Annotated in this window: 16 protein-coding genes; 11 read left to right on the top strand and 5 right to left on the bottom strand. The window is 74.6% G+C overall.

From position 1 onward, the window contains the following. The first annotated feature begins 164 nt into the window (after positions 1-164). The 7 genes from argC (at position 165) to argH (ending at position 7552) form a co-directional block, all read left to right on the top strand. On the top strand, positions 165-1166 hold the full coding sequence (gene argC, locus ACN265_RS20130; RefSeq protein ID WP_421408949.1) for an N-acetyl-gamma-glutamyl-phosphate reductase: 1002 nt from the start codon (positions 165-167) through the stop codon (positions 1164-1166). A 55-nt stretch (positions 1167-1221) separates the two neighbouring features. Continuing rightward, positions 1222-2394: a bifunctional glutamate N-acetyltransferase/amino-acid acetyltransferase ArgJ gene (gene argJ / locus ACN265_RS20125; RefSeq protein ID WP_421408948.1), complete on the top strand. Its 1173-nt coding sequence runs from the start codon at positions 1222-1224 to the stop codon at positions 2392-2394. After that, the gene (gene argB / locus ACN265_RS20120; protein ID WP_357930612.1) at positions 2391-3317 is read left to right on the top strand and encodes an acetylglutamate kinase; all 927 of its coding nucleotides are present in this window, start codon (positions 2391-2393) and stop codon (positions 3315-3317) included. The genes argJ and argB overlap by 4 nt, the downstream gene beginning before the upstream one ends. Beyond that, positions 3314-4564, top strand: a complete 1251-nt coding sequence (locus tag ACN265_RS20115; RefSeq protein ID WP_421408947.1) for an acetylornithine transaminase — start codon at positions 3314-3316, stop codon at positions 4562-4564. The genes argB and ACN265_RS20115 overlap by 4 nt, the downstream gene beginning before the upstream one ends. After that, on the top strand, positions 4561-5490 hold the full coding sequence (gene argF / locus ACN265_RS20110) for an ornithine carbamoyltransferase (protein WP_204927558.1): 930 nt from the start codon (positions 4561-4563) through the stop codon (positions 5488-5490). Before ACN265_RS20115 ends, argF begins: the two co-directional genes overlap by 4 nt. Then, positions 5487-5996 carry an arginine repressor gene (locus ACN265_RS20105; protein ID WP_204927557.1) on the top strand — a complete coding sequence of 170 codons (510 nt, stop codon included), beginning with the start codon at positions 5487-5489 and terminating at the stop codon, positions 5994-5996. Before argF ends, ACN265_RS20105 begins: the two co-directional genes overlap by 4 nt. A gap of 92 nt (positions 5997-6088) precedes the next feature. After that, entirely contained in the window at positions 6089-7552 is a 1464-nt protein-coding gene (gene argH / locus ACN265_RS20100) for an argininosuccinate lyase (RefSeq protein ID WP_204927710.1), read from the top strand. Between the two features lie 177 nt (positions 7553-7729). Here the strand turns inward: argH and ACN265_RS20095 are convergent, their stop codons facing one another. Together ACN265_RS20095 and ACN265_RS20090 are read right to left on the bottom strand one after the other, a co-directional pair. Then, positions 7730-8008, bottom strand: a complete 279-nt coding sequence (locus tag ACN265_RS20095; RefSeq protein WP_421408946.1) for an MmcQ/YjbR family DNA-binding protein — start codon at positions 8006-8008, stop codon at positions 7730-7732. A 396-nt stretch (positions 8009-8404) separates the two neighbouring features. Continuing rightward, positions 8405-8812, bottom strand: coding sequence for a DNA-binding protein (locus tag ACN265_RS20090; RefSeq protein WP_421408945.1), 408 nt, complete (start codon positions 8810-8812; stop codon positions 8405-8407). Positions 8813-8909: 97 nt separating this feature from the next. On the opposite strand from ACN265_RS20090, the gene ACN265_RS20085 reads away from it, so the two are divergent. From ACN265_RS20085 to ACN265_RS20070, 4 genes are all read left to right on the top strand, one after another. Beyond that, positions 8910-9515 carry a DNA-3-methyladenine glycosylase gene (locus ACN265_RS20085; protein ID WP_421411543.1) on the top strand — a complete coding sequence of 202 codons (606 nt, stop codon included), beginning with the start codon at positions 8910-8912 and terminating at the stop codon, positions 9513-9515. An 80-nt stretch (positions 9516-9595) separates the two neighbouring features. Beyond that, on the top strand, positions 9596-9970 hold the full coding sequence (locus ACN265_RS20080) for a hypothetical protein (RefSeq protein ID WP_421408944.1): 375 nt from the start codon (positions 9596-9598) through the stop codon (positions 9968-9970). A gap of 113 nt (positions 9971-10083) precedes the next feature. Next, on the top strand, positions 10084-11229 hold the full coding sequence (locus tag ACN265_RS20075) for an LLM class flavin-dependent oxidoreductase (protein WP_420117620.1): 1146 nt from the start codon (positions 10084-10086) through the stop codon (positions 11227-11229). Beyond that, positions 11226-11849 (top strand): FMN reductase, encoded by a 624-nt coding sequence (locus ACN265_RS20070; protein WP_363657730.1) that lies wholly within the window; start codon positions 11226-11228, stop codon positions 11847-11849. Before ACN265_RS20075 ends, ACN265_RS20070 begins: the two co-directional genes overlap by 4 nt. A 4-nt stretch (positions 11850-11853) precedes the next feature. Here the strand turns inward: ACN265_RS20070 and ACN265_RS20065 are convergent, their stop codons facing one another. The 3 genes from ACN265_RS20065 to ACN265_RS20055 all read right to left on the bottom strand — a co-directional run bounded on the left by ACN265_RS20065 (position 11854) and on the right by ACN265_RS20055 (position 16549). Next, a complete protein-coding gene (locus ACN265_RS20065; protein WP_421408943.1) occupies positions 11854-12723 on the bottom strand; it encodes a universal stress protein in 870 nt (289 codons plus the stop codon). A gap of 126 nt (positions 12724-12849) precedes the next feature. Continuing rightward, positions 12850-13734, bottom strand: coding sequence for a universal stress protein (locus ACN265_RS20060; RefSeq protein WP_421408942.1), 885 nt, complete (start codon positions 13732-13734; stop codon positions 12850-12852). Between the two features lie 49 nt (positions 13735-13783). Continuing rightward, on the bottom strand, positions 13784-16549 hold the full coding sequence (locus ACN265_RS20055) for a cation-translocating P-type ATPase (RefSeq protein WP_421408941.1): 2766 nt from the start codon (positions 16547-16549) through the stop codon (positions 13784-13786). Positions 16550-16636 lie beyond the last annotated feature (87 nt).

Raw genomic sequence — 16636 nt, 5'->3', positions numbered from 1 at the left:
GGGCGGCTAGAGAGCGCTCTCTCAGGATGGCCAATACCCTCATGGCTGTCAATGCGCTTGAGTGGTCCAGGTCACTTCTTCATGTCCATGCAGTAGGCTGTATTAACTTGCACAGAAGGTTGGTGGGTCGCTAGCCTTCTGTGCATAGTCATGCGGAGGTTGGAATGGGTATCCGAGTTGCGGTCGCCGGAGCGAGCGGCTACGCCGGGGGCGAGCTGCTGCGCCTGATCGCCGGTCACCCCGAGTTCGATCTGGTCGCCGCCACCGCGCACCGCCAGGCCGGTGCGCCGGTCACCGCCGTACACCCGCAGCTCGTGGGGTTGGACCTGACGTTCGCGGCGACCGATCCGGCGACGCTGGCCGACGCGGACCTGGTCTTCCTGGCCCTGCCGCACGGCGAGTCGGCGGCGCTCGCCGCCGAACTGCCCGAGTCGGTGCGGGTGGTCGACCTCGGTGCCGACCACCGGCTGCGCGACGCCGACGCCTGGTCCCGCTACTACGGTGGCCCGCACGCCGGGGCGTGGACGTACGGCCTGCCGGAGCTGCCCGGCCAGCGGGCGGCGATCGCCGGGGCGACCCGGGTCGCCAACACCGGCTGTTACGCCGTCGCCATCACCCTGGCCCTCGCGCCGCTGATCGCCGCCGGTGCGGTCGCGCCGGCCGACGTGGTCGTGGTGGCCGCCTCCGGCACCTCCGGGGCCGGTCGGGCCGCCAAGGCGCACCTGCTCGGCAGTGAGGTGATGGGGGACCTGTCGCCCTACAAGGTGGGTGCCCACCAGCACGTTCCGGAGATCAAGCAGGCCACCGGCGCGACCGGGCTGTCGCTGACCCCGGTGCTGGCCCCGATGCCGCGCGGCATCCTCGCCACCGTCACCGCCGTGCCCACCGGCAATGCCGACCCGCGTGCGGTGCTGGCCGACGCGTACGCCGACGCGCCGTTCGTGCACCTGCTGCCCGAGGGGGCGTGGCCGCACACCGCCGCGACCGCCGGGGCGAACTCGTGCCACCTCCAGGCCACCGTCGACGTCGACTCCGGCCGGGTGATCGTGGTCAGCGCCATCGACAACCTCGGCAAGGGCGCCGCCGGCCAGGCGGTGCAGAACGCCAACCTGATGCTCGGCTTCCCCGAAACCACCGGCCTGCCCCTCTTTGGAGTCACACCGTGAGCGCGAGGAGCGCAGCGCAGCGGAGCCCCGCAGTCGCGAACGAAAGGTTTGTCCCGTGAGTGTCACCGCCCCTCGGGGCTTCCGTGCGGCCGGTGTCGCGGCCGGGTTGAAGAGCGGCGGGGCCACCGACGTCGCCCTGGTCGTCAACGACGGTCCGGACGCCGGAGTGGCCGGCGTCTTCACCACCAACCGGGTCAGGGCCGCGCCGGTGCGCTGGACGCAGCAGGTCGTCCGGGGCGGCGTGGTCCGCGCGGTGGTGCTGAACTCCGGCGGCGCGAACGCCTGCACCGGCCCGGCCGGTTTCCAGGACACCCACGCCACCGCCGAGCACACCGCCGCGGCGCTCACCGCGTCCAGCCCCCGGCTGCGGCTCGGTGCCGGTGACGTGGCGGTCTGCTCGACCGGCCTGATCGGCGAGCGGCTGCCGATGGACAAGCTGCTGCCGGGGGTGCGTACCGCGATCCGGGCGCTGTCCCGCGACGGCGGCCCGGCCGCCGCCGAGGCGATCATGACGACGGACACCGTGCCGAAGACCACCGTCACCCGGGGCACCGGGTGGAGCGTGGGCGGGATGGCGAAGGGCGCGGGCATGCTCGCCCCCGGCATGGCCACGATGTTGTGCGTGCTGACCACCGACGCGGTGGCCGGGCCGGAGCTGCTGGACGCGGCGTTGCGGGCGGCCACCCGGGTCACCTTCGACCGGGTCGACTCCGACGGGTGCATGTCCACCAACGACACGGTGCTGCTGCTGTCCAGTGGGGCGTCCGGGGTGGAGCCCGACGAGGCGGAGTTGACCGCCGCGGTCACCGCGGCCTGTCACGACCTGGCGCAGCAGTTGGTGGCCGACGCGGAGGGGGCGACCAAGCAGGTCGCCATCGAGGTGGTCGGTGCCGCCGACGAGGACGACGCGGTCGAGGTGGGCCGTTCGGTGGCCCGGAACAACCTGGTCAAGACGGCGTTGTTCGGCAACGACCCGAACTGGGGGCGGATCCTGGCCGCCGTCGGCACCACGGCCGCCGCGTTCGACCCGGACGCGGTGAACGTGGCGGTGAACGGGATCTGGGTGTGCCGGGGTGGTGCCGCCGCGGAGGACCGGTCCAAGGTCGACCTGACCGGGCGGGACGTCACCATCCGGATCGACCTGCACGCCGGCGCGGCGGCGGCCACGATCTGGACCAACGACCTGTCGCACGCGTACGTGCACGAGAACTCGGCGTACTCGACATGAGCCTGTCCGCGGATCTCACCCGGGCCCAGGTGAAGGCCGAGACGCTGATCGAGGCGCTGCCCTGGCTGGCCCGCTTCTCCGGAGCCACCGTCGTGGTCAAGTACGGCGGCAACGCGATGGTCGACCCGGCCCTGCAACGGGCCTTCGCCGCCGACATGGTCTTCCTGCGCTATGCCGGGCTCAAGCCGGTCGTGGTGCACGGCGGCGGGCCGCAGATCTCGGCGATGCTCGGTCGGCTCGGCATCGCCAGCGAGTTCAAGGGTGGCCTGCGGGTCACCACGCCGGAGGCGATGGACGTCGTCCGGATGGTGCTGGTGGGTCAGGTCGGCCGGGAACTGGTCGGTCTGATCAACGCGCACGGTCCGTTCGCCGTGGGCCTGTCCGGCGAGGACGCCGGCCTGTTCACCGCCGTGCGCCGGCCTGCCTGGGTCGACGGCGAGGCGGTCGACGTGGGTCAGGTGGGTGACGTGGAGTCGGTGGACGTCTCGGCGGTGACCGACCTGATCGCGGCGGGCCGGATCCCGGTCATCTCGACCGTCGCGCCGGACGCCGACGGGGTGCTGCACAACCTCAACGCCGACACCGCCGCCGCCGCGCTGGCGATCGCCCTGGAAGCCCGCAAGCTGGTCGTCCTCACCGACGTCGCCGGTTTGTACGCCGACTGGCCGGACACCGCCAGCCTGGTCAGCGAGATCGACACGGAGGCGCTGGCGACGCTGTTGCCGTCCCTGGAGGCGGGGATGGTGCCCAAGATGGAGGCCTGCCTGCGGGCGGTGCGCGGGGGAGTGCCCGCCGCGCACGTCGTCGACGGCCGGGTCGCCCACTCCACGCTGCTGGAGGTCTTCACCTCGGAGGGGTTCGGCACGATGGTCGTCGACACCCCGACCGGGTCCACCAACCAGGAAGGCACGGTCGGTTCATGAGCACGCTGGTGGAACGCTGGCAGCAGTCCATGATGGACAACTACGGCACCCCGCCGCTGGCGCTGGCCTCCGGCTCGGGCGCGGTCGTCGTCGACGAGGCCGGCCGGGAGTACGTCGACCTGCTCGGCGGCATCGCGGTCAATTCCCTCGGGCACGCCCACCCCGCCGTGGTGGCCGCCGTGTCCAAACAGGTCGCCACCCTCGGCCACGTCTCCAACCTGTTCGTCGCCGAACCCCCGGTGGCGCTGGCGGAACTGCTGCTGGCGCTGGCCGGCCGGCCCGGCCGGGTGTTCTTCGCCAACTCCGGCGCGGAGGTCAACGAGGCCGCGTTCAAGCTGTCCCGGCTCACCGGCCGGTCGCACGTCGTCGCCACCGTCGGCGGTTTCCACGGCCGCACCATGGGGGCGTTGGCGTTGACCGGCCAGCCGGCGAAGGCCGACCCGTTCCGTCCGCTGCCCGGCGACGTCGACCACGTCCCGTACGGCGACGTGGCGGCGCTGGCGGCGGCCGTCACCGACGCGACGGCGATGGTGATCCTGGAGCCGGTGCAGGGCGAGAACGGGGTGGTCGTGCCACCGCCCGGCTACCTGGCCGAGGCGCGGCGGATCACCGCCCGGCACGGGGCCCTGCTGGTCCTCGACGAGGTGCAGACCGGGATCGGGCGCACCGGGTACTGGTTCGCCCACCAGGCCGAGGGGGTCGAGCCGGACGTCGTCACCCTGGCCAAGGGACTCGGCGGCGGATTGCCGATCGGCGCCTGCCTGGCGTTCGGCCGGGCCGCCGAGCTGCTGCGCGCCGGGTCGCACGGCACCACCTTCGGCGGCAACCCGGTGAGCTGCGCCGCCGCCCTCGCGGTGGTCTCCACGATCGCCAGCGAGGGGCTGCTCGACCACGTCAAGCGCACCGGTGAACGGCTGCGCCGGGGCGTCGAGGCGCTGGGCCACCCGCTGGTGGCCGAGGTACGCGGAGCCGGGTTGCTGCTCGGCATCGTGCTCGCCGCGCCGGTCGCCGGCCCGGTGGCCGAGGCGCTGCGGTCGGCGGGGTTCCTGGTCAACCCGGTCCAGCCGGGCGTGATCCGGCTCGCCCCGCCGCTGGTCCTCACCGCCGGGCAGGTCGACGCGTTCCTGGCCGCCCTCCCCGCCGCCCTCGACGCGCACACCCCGGCATCCGACGGCACGCCGGGGGCGCAGACCCACGCCGTGCCGCCGTCCACTCCCACCCCGACCCCGACGGAGACCCGCACATGATCCGGCACCTGCTGGCCGACGACGACCTCACTCCGGCCGAACAGTCGGCCGTGCTCGACCTGGCCGCCCGGATGAAGGCCGACCGGTTCGGGTTCACCCCGCTGGCCGGGCCGCGTTCGGTGGCGGTGCTGTTCGACAAGCAGAGCCTGCGCACCCGGATCTCGTTCGACGCCGGCATCGCCGAGCTCGGCGGCCATCCGCTGGTGGTGGACACCCAGGTCACCCACTTCGGGCGGGGCGAGACGCTGGCCGACGCCGGCCGGGTGCTGTCCCGCTACGTCGCGGCCATCGTGCTGCGTACCCACGGCGACGACCGGATCGCCGAGGTGGCGGAGCACGCCACGGTGCCGGTGGTCAACGCGCTGACCGACGGCTACCACCCGTGCCAGCTCCTGGCCGACCTGCTCACCGTCCGCGAGCACTGCGGCGGCACCGCCGGGCGGACCCTGGCGTACGTGGGGGACGCGGCGAACAACCTGTCGCACTCGTACCTGCTGGCCGGGGCGACCGCCGGGATGCACGTGCGGGTCGCCGGGCCGGCCGGGTTCCAGCCCGATCCGGGGGTGCTGGACCGGGCCGGGAAGATCGCCGCCGGCACCGGCGGGTCGGTGCGGGCGCTTGTCGACCCGGTGGAGGCGGTCCGGGACGCCGACGTGGTCGCCACCGACACCTGGACCTCGATGGGGCAGGAGGACGACGGGCTGGACCGGATCACCCCGTTCCTGCCGTACCAGGTCAACACGGCGCTGCTCGGCCACGCCCGGCCGGACGTGAAGGTGCTGCACTGCCTGCCCGCGCACCGGGACGAGGAGATCACCAGCGAGGTGCTCGACGGCCCGCAGAGCGTGGTCTTCGACCAGGCGGAGAATCGGCTGCACGCCCAGAAGGCGCTGCTGACCTTTCTCCTGGAGGCCTCCTCATCATGACCGCCCCGACCCGCGCCGCCCGGCACGCCCGCATCGTCGAGTTGATCCGGGCCAGGGCGATCCGTTCCCAGACCGAGCTGGCCGACCTGTTGGCCGCCGACGGGGTGCAGGTCACCCAGGCCACCCTCTCCCGGGATCTGGAGGAGTTGGGTGCGGTGAAGGCCCGGGGCGGCGACGGGCGGGCCGGTTACCTGATCCCCGAGGACGGCCACCGGCCGCTGCGTGACGCCGAGGCGGCTCCCGCCCGGCTGATCCGGCTGCTGCGGGAACTGCTCAACGGGGTCGACTCCAGCGGCAACATCGCGGTGCTGCGCACCCCGCCGGGCGCGGCGCACTACCTGGCCAGCGCGGTGGACCGGGCTGGCCTGGCCGAGGTGGTCGGCACCATCGCCGGTGACGACACCATCCTCGTGGTGGCCCGGGAGGCCGACGGTGGGGCCGCGCTCGGCGAGAAGCTCGCCGGGTGGGCCCGCCGCGACGACGGCGGCGAGACGAACACCCCGTGACCGGCCGGGTCACGGGTTCACAGACGACGGACGAGCCGACACCCGGGGGCGTGTACCCCACCGTCGGGGAGCGAAAGGTGAGCACTGCCAGAATGAGCGGCGTGGACGACAAGAGCCTGACCGAGAACAGCGCCGCGACGAACCGGACGAGCCTGTGGGGTGGCCGGTTCGCCGGTGGCCCCGCCGAGGCCCTGGCGCGGCTGTCGGTGAGCGTCCAGTTCGACTGGCGTCTCGCCCCGTACGACATCGCGGGTTCCCGGGCGCACGCCCGGGTGCTGGCCGGCGCGGGGCTGCTCGACCCCGACGAGCTGGGGAGGATCCTGGCCGCGTTGGACGACCTGGAGGCGGCCTGCGCGTCCGGGCAGTTCCGCCCGACGATCGACGACGAGGACGTGCACACCGCGTTGGAGCGGGGCCTGCTGGAGCGGCTGGGCAGTCTCGGTGGCAAGCTGCGCGCCGGCCGGTCCCGCAACGACCAGGTCGCCACCGACCTGCGGCTCTACCTGCGGGACCACGCCCGGGGGGTGGCCGCCCGGCTGGTCGAGCTGGCCGATGCCCTGGTGGAGCAGGCGGAACGGCACGTCGACACGGCGGCGCCGGGGATGACCCACCTCCAGCACGCCCAGCCGGTCACCTTCGGGCACTGGCTGCTGGCGCACGTCCAGCCGCTGCTGCGGGACCTGGAGCGGCTGCGCGACTGGGACCACCGGACGGCGGTCAGCCCGCTCGGTGCGGGGGCGCTGGCCGGCTCGGGCCTGCCGCTGGATCCGGTGGCGGTCTCCAAGGAGCTGGGCTTCCGGACGTCGTTCGCCAACTCGATGGACGCGGTCGCCGACCGGGACTTCGTCGCCGAGTTCCTCTTCGTCACCGCGCTGGTCGGGGTGCACCTGTCCCGCCTCGGCGAGGAGGTGGTGCTCTGGACGTCGCACGAGTTCGGTTGGGTCGAGCTGGACGACGCGTTCGCCACCGGGTCGTCGATCATGCCGCAGAAGAAGAACGCGGACATCGCCGAGCTGGCCCGGGGCAAGTCGGGCCGGCTGGTCGGTGGGCTGATGAGCGTGCTGACGATGCTCAAGGGCCTGCCGTTGGCCTACGACCGGGACATGCAGGAGGACAAGGAGCCCGCGTTCGACGCGGTCGACACCCTGGAGCTGCTGTTGCCGGCGCTGGCCGGGATGATCTCCACGATGACGGTACGGGTGGACCGCCTGGTCGCCGCCGCGCCGGTGGGCTTCTCGCTCGCCACCGAGGTCGCCGACTGGCTGGTGCGGCGCAACGTGCCGTTCCGCGACGCGCACGAGATCACCGGCAAGCTGGTGGCGCTCTGCGCGGCCCGCGACTGCGCCCTCGACGACGTGTCCGACGCCGATCTGGTGGCGGTCAGCGAGCACCTCGACCCGTCGGTGCGTGACGTGTTGTCGGTCCGGTCGGCGCTGGCCGCCCGGATCACCCCCGGCTCCACCGGCCCCGGCCCTGTCGCCGACCAGCTCGCCGCCGCGTCCGACCAGCTCACCGGCTGGCGGGAGTGGGCCGCCGAGCGGGTCGTCCCCCGCTGAGCTGACCTGCGCCGGTCGTCCGTCGTCCCGTGGTCCGGGGCGCGCGGACGACCGGGCGCGGTCCGGCCGGTCCGCGTCCCAGCCGGTCGTGCGGGTGGCCGCCGGTCAGGCGGGGCGTTCGCGGCGGGGCAGCTTCGCCACCACCGCCTCGTACGAGCCGTCGACCGCCTCGACCAGTTAGTCGTCGGGGATGGCACCGCCCAGGTCGAGCGCGTTCCAGCCGGAGCGGCCGACGTACGGCATCGGTCGGGCGTCGGCGGGGAACCGGTGCAGCCACTCGTCGGCGACCTCGCGGCTCGGGCCGCACTTCACCCCGACCCTGGCGGTGCCGTCGGGTGCGCCGAGGAACGCGAAGATCCGGCTGCCCACCTTCACCACCTCGTCGCCCTCCCAGGGCCGGTCCAGCCAGGCCCCCGGCTTGCCGAGGCAGTACGCCAGCATCTCCTCGCGGGTCATGGTGTCCTCCCGGTGCGGTGGTGGTCGGCCCAGTCTCCCCGAACCGACCTGCTCCGGCTGGTCGGCCGTCCTGACCGTTGCCGCCGCGTCGCCGCTGGCGGACGGCTGGAGAACACGTTAGGCAATCAGGGCGGCATGGCTACGCTCAGTGACGTCCGCTCCTGGGGCACCCTCATGTCCTCGCCTCCTTTGCTCTGCTGCCCTTTCCGCACCACCCTTTTGACCTGTGGTTCTCGCGGGAGGTGAGGCGGCAGCTCCGCATGGCAGCCGTTACTCGGGGTGTCTGTCGCGTCGAGGTCAGCAGAGCAAAGCGTCGCAGGGGGAGAGGTGGCGGCGGCCAGCGGACTACTCCAAGTAGCGGGGTGGCGGCCGGCGTTGACAGCGTCGCGTCGGCAGTCAGGCGGTCCGGCTGACCAGGCGTTCGTAGCGCTGCCGGGCGGCCTGCGCGCTGCCCAGGCCGAGGCCGTGGCCGATCGCCTGCCAGGTCAGTCCCCGGGCCCTTGCCGTCGTCAGCAGTCCCGCCTCCAGCACGTCGAGTTCGGCCCGCAGGTGTGGCACCAGGGTCAGCGCGGCCGTCAGGTCGGCTTCGTCGACAGGTTCCTCGTCGGTGTCCGGCACGATCCCGCCGGCGGCGAGCGCGGTGACCACGCAGACCGCTTCCCAGGGGTCGGCGAGGTGCGGGTTGGTGTGCCGACGGCGTCGGGCGTCGGTGTCGGCGTGCCGCTCGCTGAGCCGGTACAGCGCGGCGTAGGTCCGTTCGGCCCGGGCGCGGCTCGCGTCGGGTGCGGTGAAGGCGTCGCTCATCACCCCATCCCAATCTATCAACGGGACGTTGTCAACGAAACGTTCAAACGCTTTCCGTCGGTTTGCCGATCTTCGCCGGGTGGCGTTTCCTGGACCGGTGGACTACCCGTGGCTGCACGCCCCCGCCGCCGAGGTCGCCGTGACGGCACGCACCCTGCTCGGCTGGGAACTCGCCGCCGGCGGCGTCCGGATCAGGCTGACCGAGGTGGAGGCGTACGCGGGCACCGGCGAGGACCCGGCGTCGCACGCCCACCGGGGCCCCACCCCCCGGACCACTGTGATGTTCGGGCCGGCCGGGCACGCGTACACGTACTTCGTGTTCGGCATGCACTGGTGTCTCAACATCGTCTGCGGCCGGGACGGGGAGGCGGCGGCCGTCCTGGTGCGCGCCGGTGAGGTGGTCGACGGGCTGCCGACCGCCCGCGCCCGTCGGGGCGACGTCGCCGACCGGGACCTGGCCCGGGGGCCGGCCCGGCTGGCCGTCGCGCTCGGCGTCACCGCGTCGGCGAACGGCACCTGCGTGCTCGACGGGAGCGACCCCCTGCTGCTGAGCCCGCCTACCCGGCCCGTCACCCGGGCCGAGGTCTCCGCCGGCCCCCGGGTCGGGGTGGCCGCCGCCCACGACGTGCCCTGGCGGTTCTGGATCACCGGTGACCCGACGGTCAGCCCCTACCGCCGGCACGTACCCCGACGTCGCACCTGACCCGGCCGTCGACCGGCCGGTCGACGGGACCGCCGGCTCGCTGGCATTCGCGCGCAATCATGACCCTGGAGGTGGCCCGGATGGACTCACACGACGCCGGAGTGCTGGTCGGTCGGCTGGCCTGCGTGGTCATTCCGCTGCTGGTGATGCTGGTGCTGGCCGCGGTGGTCGTGGTGGCGGTGCAGTTGGCCCGCCGCCGGCCGACCCCACCCGGGCCACCCCCGGCCCCGTCCTGGCCCCCGCCCGGTCCGGTCGGGTACGGCCCGCCCGTCGCGTCGTCGCACCCCACGCCACCCGCCGGCCCGTCGCCGACGGGCGGCCCGTCCGACGCCGTACCGCCGGCCACCGGTTCCGCCGGTGACGCTCCGGCGGCTCCCGCCGGTCCGCCGTCGGGCGCATCGGACCAGCCCGGCCCGGGTACGCCCCCGGAGGGGGAGCGGCCGCCGGTGGGGTGACCGGGGCCACCCCGCGCGTGGTCGCCGCCGGAATAGTTGACGCTGCAACTATGTTGTGCGCGACGTCCGGGTACCACGAACGGTCCCGGTATCTCAGACGCGAGGAGCTGGTCATGCAGTTCGGAGTCTTCACCGTCGGCGATGTCACGGTCGACCCGACCACCGGACGGGAGCCGACCGAGCACGAGCGGATCAAGGCGATGGTGGCCATCGCCCTCAAGGCCGAAGAGGTCGGTCTCGACGTCTTCGCCACCGGTGAGCACCACAACCGCCCGTTCGTCCCCTCCTCGCCCACCACCATGCTGGGGCACATCGCCGCCCGTACCGAGCGGCTGCTGCTGTCCACCTCGACCACGCTGATCACCACCAACGACCCGGTGAAGATCGCCGAGGACTACGCCATGCTCCAGCACCTGGCCGACGGCCGGGTGGACCTGATGATGGGGCGCGGCAACACCGGGCCGGTCTACCCGTGGTTCGGGCAGGACATCCGCAACGGCATCCGGCTGGCCGTGGAGAACTACGAGCTGCTGCACCGGCTGTGGCGCGAGGACGTCGTCGACTGGCAGGGCAAGTTCCGCACCCCGTTGCAGTCGTTCACGTCGACCCCGCGCCCGCTCGACGGCGTGCCGCCGTTCGTCTGGCACGGCTCGATCCGCAGCCCCGAGATCGCCGAGCAGGCCGCGTACTACGGTGACGGCTTCTTCGCCAACCACATCTTCTGGCCCAAGGAGCACACCCAGCGGATGGTCGGCCTCTACCGGCAGCGCTTCGCCCACTACGGCCACGGCTCGCCCGAGCAGGCCATCGTCGGGCTCGGCGGCCAGGTGTTCATGCGGCGCAACTCGCAGGACGCGGTCCGCGAGTTCCGGCCGTACTTCGACAACGCGCCGGTCTACGGGCACGGGCCGTCGCTGGAGGAGTTCACCCGGGAGACCCCGTTGACCGTGGGCAGCCCGCAGCAGGTCATCGACCGTACCCTCGGTTTCCGCGAGTACGTCGGCGACTACCAGCGGCAGCTGTTCCTGCTCGACCACGCGGGGCTGCCCCTGAAGACGGTGCTGGAGCAGCTCGACCTGCTCGGCGAGGAGGTCGTACCCGTGCTGCGCAAGGAGTTCGACGCGCTGCGCCCGGCGCACGTGCCGGTCGCGCCCACCCACGCCTCGCTGGTCGCCGCCCGCGACGCCGCCGACAAGGCGGCCACCGGGACGGCCGACGCCGGTGACCTGGCCGGGGCCGGGGCGGAGGGTCGGCGATGACCCGCCGCACCCTGGCCGTGGTGTCGGCGGGGCTGAGCCAGCCGTCGTCCACCCGGCTGCTCGCCGACCAGCTCGCCGCGGCCGCCCGCGACGAGCTGGTCGGGCGCGGCGACGAGGTGGAGCTGCGGGTGGTGGAGCTGCGCGACCACGCCCACGACGTGGTGAACAACCTGCTCACCGGCTTCCCGTCGACCGAGCTGCGGGCCGCCCTGGACGCGGTCACCGGTGCCGACGGCATCGTCGCGGTCACGCCGATCTTCAACGCGTCGTACAACGGGCTGTTCAAGTCCTTCTTCGACGTGGTGGACGCCCAGGCGCTGGTCGACCGGCCGGTGCTGATCGGCGCGACCGGCGGCACCGCCCGGCACTCGCTGGCCCTGGAACACGCCGTCCGGCCGATGTTCGGCTACCTGCGGGCGGTGGTGCTGCCGACGTCGGTGTTCGCCGCGCCCGAGGACTGGTCCGGTGGCACCGCCGAGGGGGCGCTGCGGTCCCGGATCCAGCGTGCCGGCCGGGAGTTGGCCGACCAGGTCGACAGGCGTCCACCGGCCACCGGGCCGGCCGACCCGTTCGCCCTCACCACCGACTTCGCGCAGCTCCTCGGCGGTCGGGAGGGCTGAGCCCTCACCGGTACGGGTGGGCCACCAGCACCGGGCAGTGGGCGTGCTGCAGCACCGCCTGGCTGACCGAACCCAACAGCAGGCCGGTGAAACCACCCCGCCCCCGGGTGCCGACGGCCAGCACCGACGCCGTCGCGCTTGCCTCGACGAGTCCCTGCGCCACGCCGACCGCCCGGACCGGATGCTCCCGCAGCACCACGTCCGGGTGGTCGGCACGCACGGCGGCGGACGCCTCGGCGAGCAACCGCACGGCGTGCGCCCGGTACGCGGCCTCGGCCTGCTCCGCCTCGGTCTCGTCCCGCTCCGGCGGGGTGGGGCCGACGTGCACCAGCACCAGCGGGACCCCCCGTCGGACGGCCTCGGCGGCGGCCTGGTCGGCGGCCACCCCGGCGGCCGGCGAGCCGTCCACGCCCACCAGCACCGGCCCGTCCGGGCGACCCGCGGGGGTATCCGGGCGCACCACCAGCACCGGGCAGTGCGCGTGCGCGGCGACCTGCGCGCCGACGGAGCCGAGCAGCAACCCGGCGAACCCGCCCAGGCCCCGGCTGCCCACCACCACCAGATCGGCCCGGCGGGACTCCTCGACCAGCGTCGCGCCCGCCCCACCGGCGACCTGCCGCGCCTGCACGGTCAGCCCCGACCACCTGTCGGTCAGTTCGGCGGCGGTCCGCTCCAACATCCGCTGCGCCTCCTCCGACGGCGCCGGCACCCCCAGGTCGTACGGGTTCAGCGGGACGCCGTACCCGAGCGGGTGCAGGTAGCCGTGCACCAGGTGCAGGGGCGCGCCACGCAGCACCGCCGCGTGGGCGGCCTGCTCCGTGGCGGCCAGGCTGGCCGGCGATCCGTCCACCCCCACCACTACCGGTCGGTTCATCGGCCCTCCCAGGATCGGTTCCGCCCGTGTCGCCGGTTCTGCCCTCGTCGCCGGTCCAGCCCATTGTCGACGTGCCGGCCCGCCCGCGCCGGCAGGTGACCCGACCGGGCGCGCCGCCCCGTGCGGTCAGGCCGTCCGACGTCGGACGATCACCAGTGGGCTGTGTGCGTGGTGCAGCACCGCGTGGCTGACCGATCCGAGCAGCACCCCGCCCAGGGCGCCGCGGCCGTGCGCGCCGACGACGGTGAGCTGGGCCGACGCCGACTCCTCGACCAGCACCCGGGCCGCCGCGCCGGGCACCAGCCGCCGGGTCACCGGCACGTCCGGATAGCGTTCCGACCAGCCGGCCAGCGCCTCGGCGAGCACCCGCTCCTCCTCGGCGGCGACCGCCTCCACGTCGTAGACCAGCGGCAGCACGTCACCCGGGCCGATCGGTGCCGGGGTCAGCCAGGCGTGCACGGCCAACAGCCCGGTGTCCCGCTGCGCCGCCGCGGCGAAGGCGAACCCGAGCGCCTCGGTGGACAGCGCGGACCCGTCCACCCCGACCAGCACCGGGCCGTCCGCTCGTGGCTCACCCCGGACCACCAGCACCGGGCAGTCGGCGCGGGCCGAGACCTGGACCGCCACGGAACCGATCAGCAGCCCGGCGAAGCCGCCCAGCCCCCGGGTGCCGAGCACCACCATCGCCGCGTCGCGGGCCTCGCGCAGCAGCACCGGGGTCGGCGCGCCGTCGCACAGGTACCCGGTGACGGTCAGCTCCGGAGCGATCTTGCCGGCTTCGGCGACCGCCTCGGTGACGATCCGTTCGGCCTCGTTGCGCAGCCCGCCGTCGGGCGGTCCGCCGGGCGCGGGGCCGAGCGGGGCACCGAAGAGCGGCCAGATGAACGCGTGCACCACCCGCAGCGGGCGGTTGCGGGCGACGGCCTCCCGGGCGGCCACCCCGACCGCGTCCAACGCCGATCGGGAACCGTCCACACCCACCACGACGGGGGCACCGGCTCTGTTGGTCATCACGTCCTCCTTCGTCCGTCTCCAGCCTGGTCGGGCCCGGCCCGCCCGGTCAGGGGCGTCCGGCCCCGCCGGTGGGTCCTTGGTCCCGCACCGGACGTTCCCGGCCCGGCCCGTCGACCGCCGGATCGGTGACCGCGACCCGGGTGGGATCGGTGACGGCGGCCGTCGGGACGTCGGTCACCGCGTCGGTGCCGGCGTCGGTGACGGCCCCGGCCGGCCGCCGGGGGTGGGGCGGGGCCGGGGTGCCGGTGGCGGGGCGGCGGCGGGCCAGCCGCAGCGCCAGGCCGGGCAGGGCGCTGACCGCCAGGCAGGCCAGCAGGACGGTGGGGGCGAGGGGTTCGGTGCCGAGCAGCATCCGCAGCGGCGGCAGCAGCACGCCGCCGACCTGGAGCAGCGCCGACCCGGCCACGGCGACGAGCAGCCCCGGGTTGGCCCGCCCCGCCCCGCCCGCCCGGGGTGCCCGGACGGCGAGCGCCACCCCGAGCTGGGCCAGGCCCAGCACCACGAACACCACCGACTGCCAGGGCAACCCGGCGTGGGCGGCGGTCACCCCGGCGGCCAGCACCACCGACGCGATCAGCGCCCCGGTGACCAGCACGTCGCGGCCCAGTCCGGCCCCGAGCACCGACTCGCGGGGCGAGCGGGGTGCCCGGCGCAGGGTGCCCGGCTCGGCGGGTTCCGCGCCGAGCGCCACCCCCGGCAGCCCGTGGGTGAGCAGGTTGATCCAGAGGATCTGCGCCGGCAGCAGCGGTACGGGCAGTCCGAACAGCGGACCCAGCAGCATCACCACGATCTCGGCCACCCCGCCGGAGAGGGCGTAGCGCAGGAACCGGCGGATGTTGTCGTAGATCCGCCTGCCCTCGCCGATCGCGACGGTGACGGTGGCCAGGTCGTCGTCGACCAGCACCAGGTCGGCGGCCTGCCGGGCGACCTCGGTGCCGCCGCCCATCGCCACCCCGATGTCGGCGCGGCGCAGCGCCGGGGCGTCGTTGACCCCGTCGCCGGTCATCGCCACCACGTGCCCCCGGGCCTGGAGGTCGGCGATGATGTCCAGCTTCTGTTCCGGCTGGGTGCGGGCGAACACCCGGGCGTGCGGCCCGGTCCGCGTGGCGTCGTCGGTGTCGCCCCGCACCACCGGGTCGCCGGGCTGCCACAGGCCGAGCCGGCCGCCGATCGCGGCGGCGGTCGCCGGATGGTCGCCGGTGACCAGCAGCAGCCGTACCCCGGCGGTGTCGAGACCGGCGGCGATCCCGGCGGCCCCGGCCCGCAGCGGGTCACCGACGGCGACCAGCCCCACCGGGCGCAACCCGACCGGTGCCGCCAGGTCGGGCGGCGTGTCGACGAGCGCGGACGCCACCGCGAGCACCCGCAGCCCCTCGGCGGCCAACTCGCGGGCGGCGGTGGTCAGCGTGTCGATCTCCTCGGCGGTGGCGTCCAGCAGGGCGGTGGTCAGCACGTTCTCCGGTGCCCCCTTGCAGACGATCAGGTGCTGCCCGTCGCAGGCCCGGTGTGCGGTGGCCATCCGGCGGGTGGCCTGCGCGAACGGGTGCTCGGCGACCCGGGGCCAGGCGCTGCGGGTGGCCGTCGGTTCCAGCCCGCACCGGCCGGCGAAGGCGACCAGGGCGGCCTCCAGCGGGTCACCGACCGCGCCCCAGTCGGGCTGGTCGTCCTGCGGCGGCGACAGCGTCGCGTCGTTGCAGAGCAGCCCGGCGCGGGCCAGCCGGCGCAGGTCCTCCGACACGGTCACCGGTACGCCGTCGCGGCCCACCCGCCCGTGCGGGGCGTAGCCGACCCCGTCGACGTCGTACCGGGTGCCGTCGGGGGTGACCGCGGTCCGGACCGCCATCCGGCCCTCGGTGAGGGTGCCGGTCTTGTCGGAGGCGATCACCGTGACCGAGCCGAGGGTCTCCACCGCGTGCAGCCGGCGCGGGATGGCCCGTGCCCCGGCCATCCGGCGTGCGCCCAGCGCCAGCGCCAGGGTCACCACCGCCGGCAGCGATTCCGGTACGGCCGCGACCACCAGGCTCACCGCCGTCACGGCCATCTCCACCACCGGCCGGCCCCCGGCGACGCCGATGGCGAAGACCAGCCCGGACAGGGCCACCACGACCAGCGCGAGGACCCGGCCGAGCACCGCCAGCCGGCGCTGCAACGGGGTCGGGGCCGGCCGGGTGCCGGCGACCAGCGCGCTGATCCTGCCCAGCGCGGAGGCCGCGCCGGTGCGGATCACCGTGCCGCCGGCCCGGCCGGTGGTCACCACCGTGCCGGCCCGCGCCTCCTCGCCGTCGTGGCGTTGCACCGGCACCGACTCGCCGGTCAGCGCCGACTCGTCGACCTGGAACCGGTTCGCCTCGACCAGCCGCAGGTCCGCCGGGACGACGTCACCGGCCTCCACCCGGACCAGGTCGTCGCGGACCAGCTCGACGGCCGGCAGCACCACGTCCCGGCCGTCGCGTACCACCCGGGCGGTGGGGGCGGAGAGCTGGTCCAGGGCGGCGATGGCCCGGTCGGCGCGAACCTCCTGCACCACCCCGATGACGGTGTTCACCGCCACCACCAGCACGATCACCGCCGTGTCGGGCCAGTCGCCGAGCAGGGTGGTGACCACTGCGGCGGCCAGCAGCAGGGCGACGAGCGGATCGGTGAGCTGGCGCAGCACCCGGCCGACGAGCCACCGCCGGGCCGGCGCGGCGACGGTGTTCGGGCCGTCCGCGCGCAGCCGCGCCGCCGCCTCGGCGGTGGACAGGCCGGTGGTCACCGGCCCCGCGTCTCGGGTGCCGTCCGTCAGCACCGACCCTGCACCGGATGTCGCCACCGGCGGCCTCCCCGTCTCGTCGCGGCGCGTCCCGGGCACGCCGTCCCGGTCCAGCGTCGCGCCGTGCCGGCCGGGCGGGCAGAGGCG

Source organism: Micromonospora sp. WMMD730 (genome assembly GCF_049178955.1).
GTDB lineage: Bacteria > Actinomycetota > Actinomycetes > Mycobacteriales > Micromonosporaceae > Micromonospora > Micromonospora wenchangensis.
The sequence above is the reverse complement of the archived record's forward strand: the minus strand, read 5'-3'. Positions and strand labels throughout refer to the sequence as shown.

What these genes read in the sequence shown, in the direction of transcription:
- ACN265_RS20095 (WP_421408946.1), bottom strand. Translation starts at nt 8,008, where the DNA reads ATGACCCGCGAGGAGATGCTGGCGTACTGCCTCGGCAAGCCGGGGGCC.
- ACN265_RS20065 (WP_421408943.1), bottom strand. Translation starts at nt 12,723, where the DNA reads ATGAACCGACCGGTAGTGGTGGGGGTGGACGGATCGCCGGCCAGCCTG.
- ACN265_RS20115 (WP_421408947.1), top strand. Translation starts at nt 3,314, where the DNA reads ATGAGCACGCTGGTGGAACGCTGGCAGCAGTCCATGATGGACAACTAC.
- argH (WP_204927710.1), top strand. Translation starts at nt 6,089, where the DNA reads ATGAGCGGCGTGGACGACAAGAGCCTGACCGAGAACAGCGCCGCGACG.
- argB (WP_357930612.1), top strand. Translation starts at nt 2,391, where the DNA reads ATGAGCCTGTCCGCGGATCTCACCCGGGCCCAGGTGAAGGCCGAGACG.
- ACN265_RS20080 (WP_421408944.1), top strand. Translation starts at nt 9,596, where the DNA reads ATGGACTCACACGACGCCGGAGTGCTGGTCGGTCGGCTGGCCTGCGTG.
- ACN265_RS20060 (WP_421408942.1), bottom strand. Translation starts at nt 13,734, where the DNA reads ATGACCAACAGAGCCGGTGCCCCCGTCGTGGTGGGTGTGGACGGTTCC.
- argC (WP_421408949.1), top strand. Translation starts at nt 165, where the DNA reads ATGGGTATCCGAGTTGCGGTCGCCGGAGCGAGCGGCTACGCCGGGGGC.
- ACN265_RS20075 (WP_420117620.1), top strand. Translation starts at nt 10,084, where the DNA reads ATGCAGTTCGGAGTCTTCACCGTCGGCGATGTCACGGTCGACCCGACC.
- argF (WP_204927558.1), top strand. Translation starts at nt 4,561, where the DNA reads ATGATCCGGCACCTGCTGGCCGACGACGACCTCACTCCGGCCGAACAG.
- ACN265_RS20090 (WP_421408945.1), bottom strand. Translation starts at nt 8,812, where the DNA reads ATGAGCGACGCCTTCACCGCACCCGACGCGAGCCGCGCCCGGGCCGAA.
- ACN265_RS20105 (WP_204927557.1), top strand. Translation starts at nt 5,487, where the DNA reads ATGACCGCCCCGACCCGCGCCGCCCGGCACGCCCGCATCGTCGAGTTG.
- ACN265_RS20070 (WP_363657730.1), top strand. Translation starts at nt 11,226, where the DNA reads ATGACCCGCCGCACCCTGGCCGTGGTGTCGGCGGGGCTGAGCCAGCCG.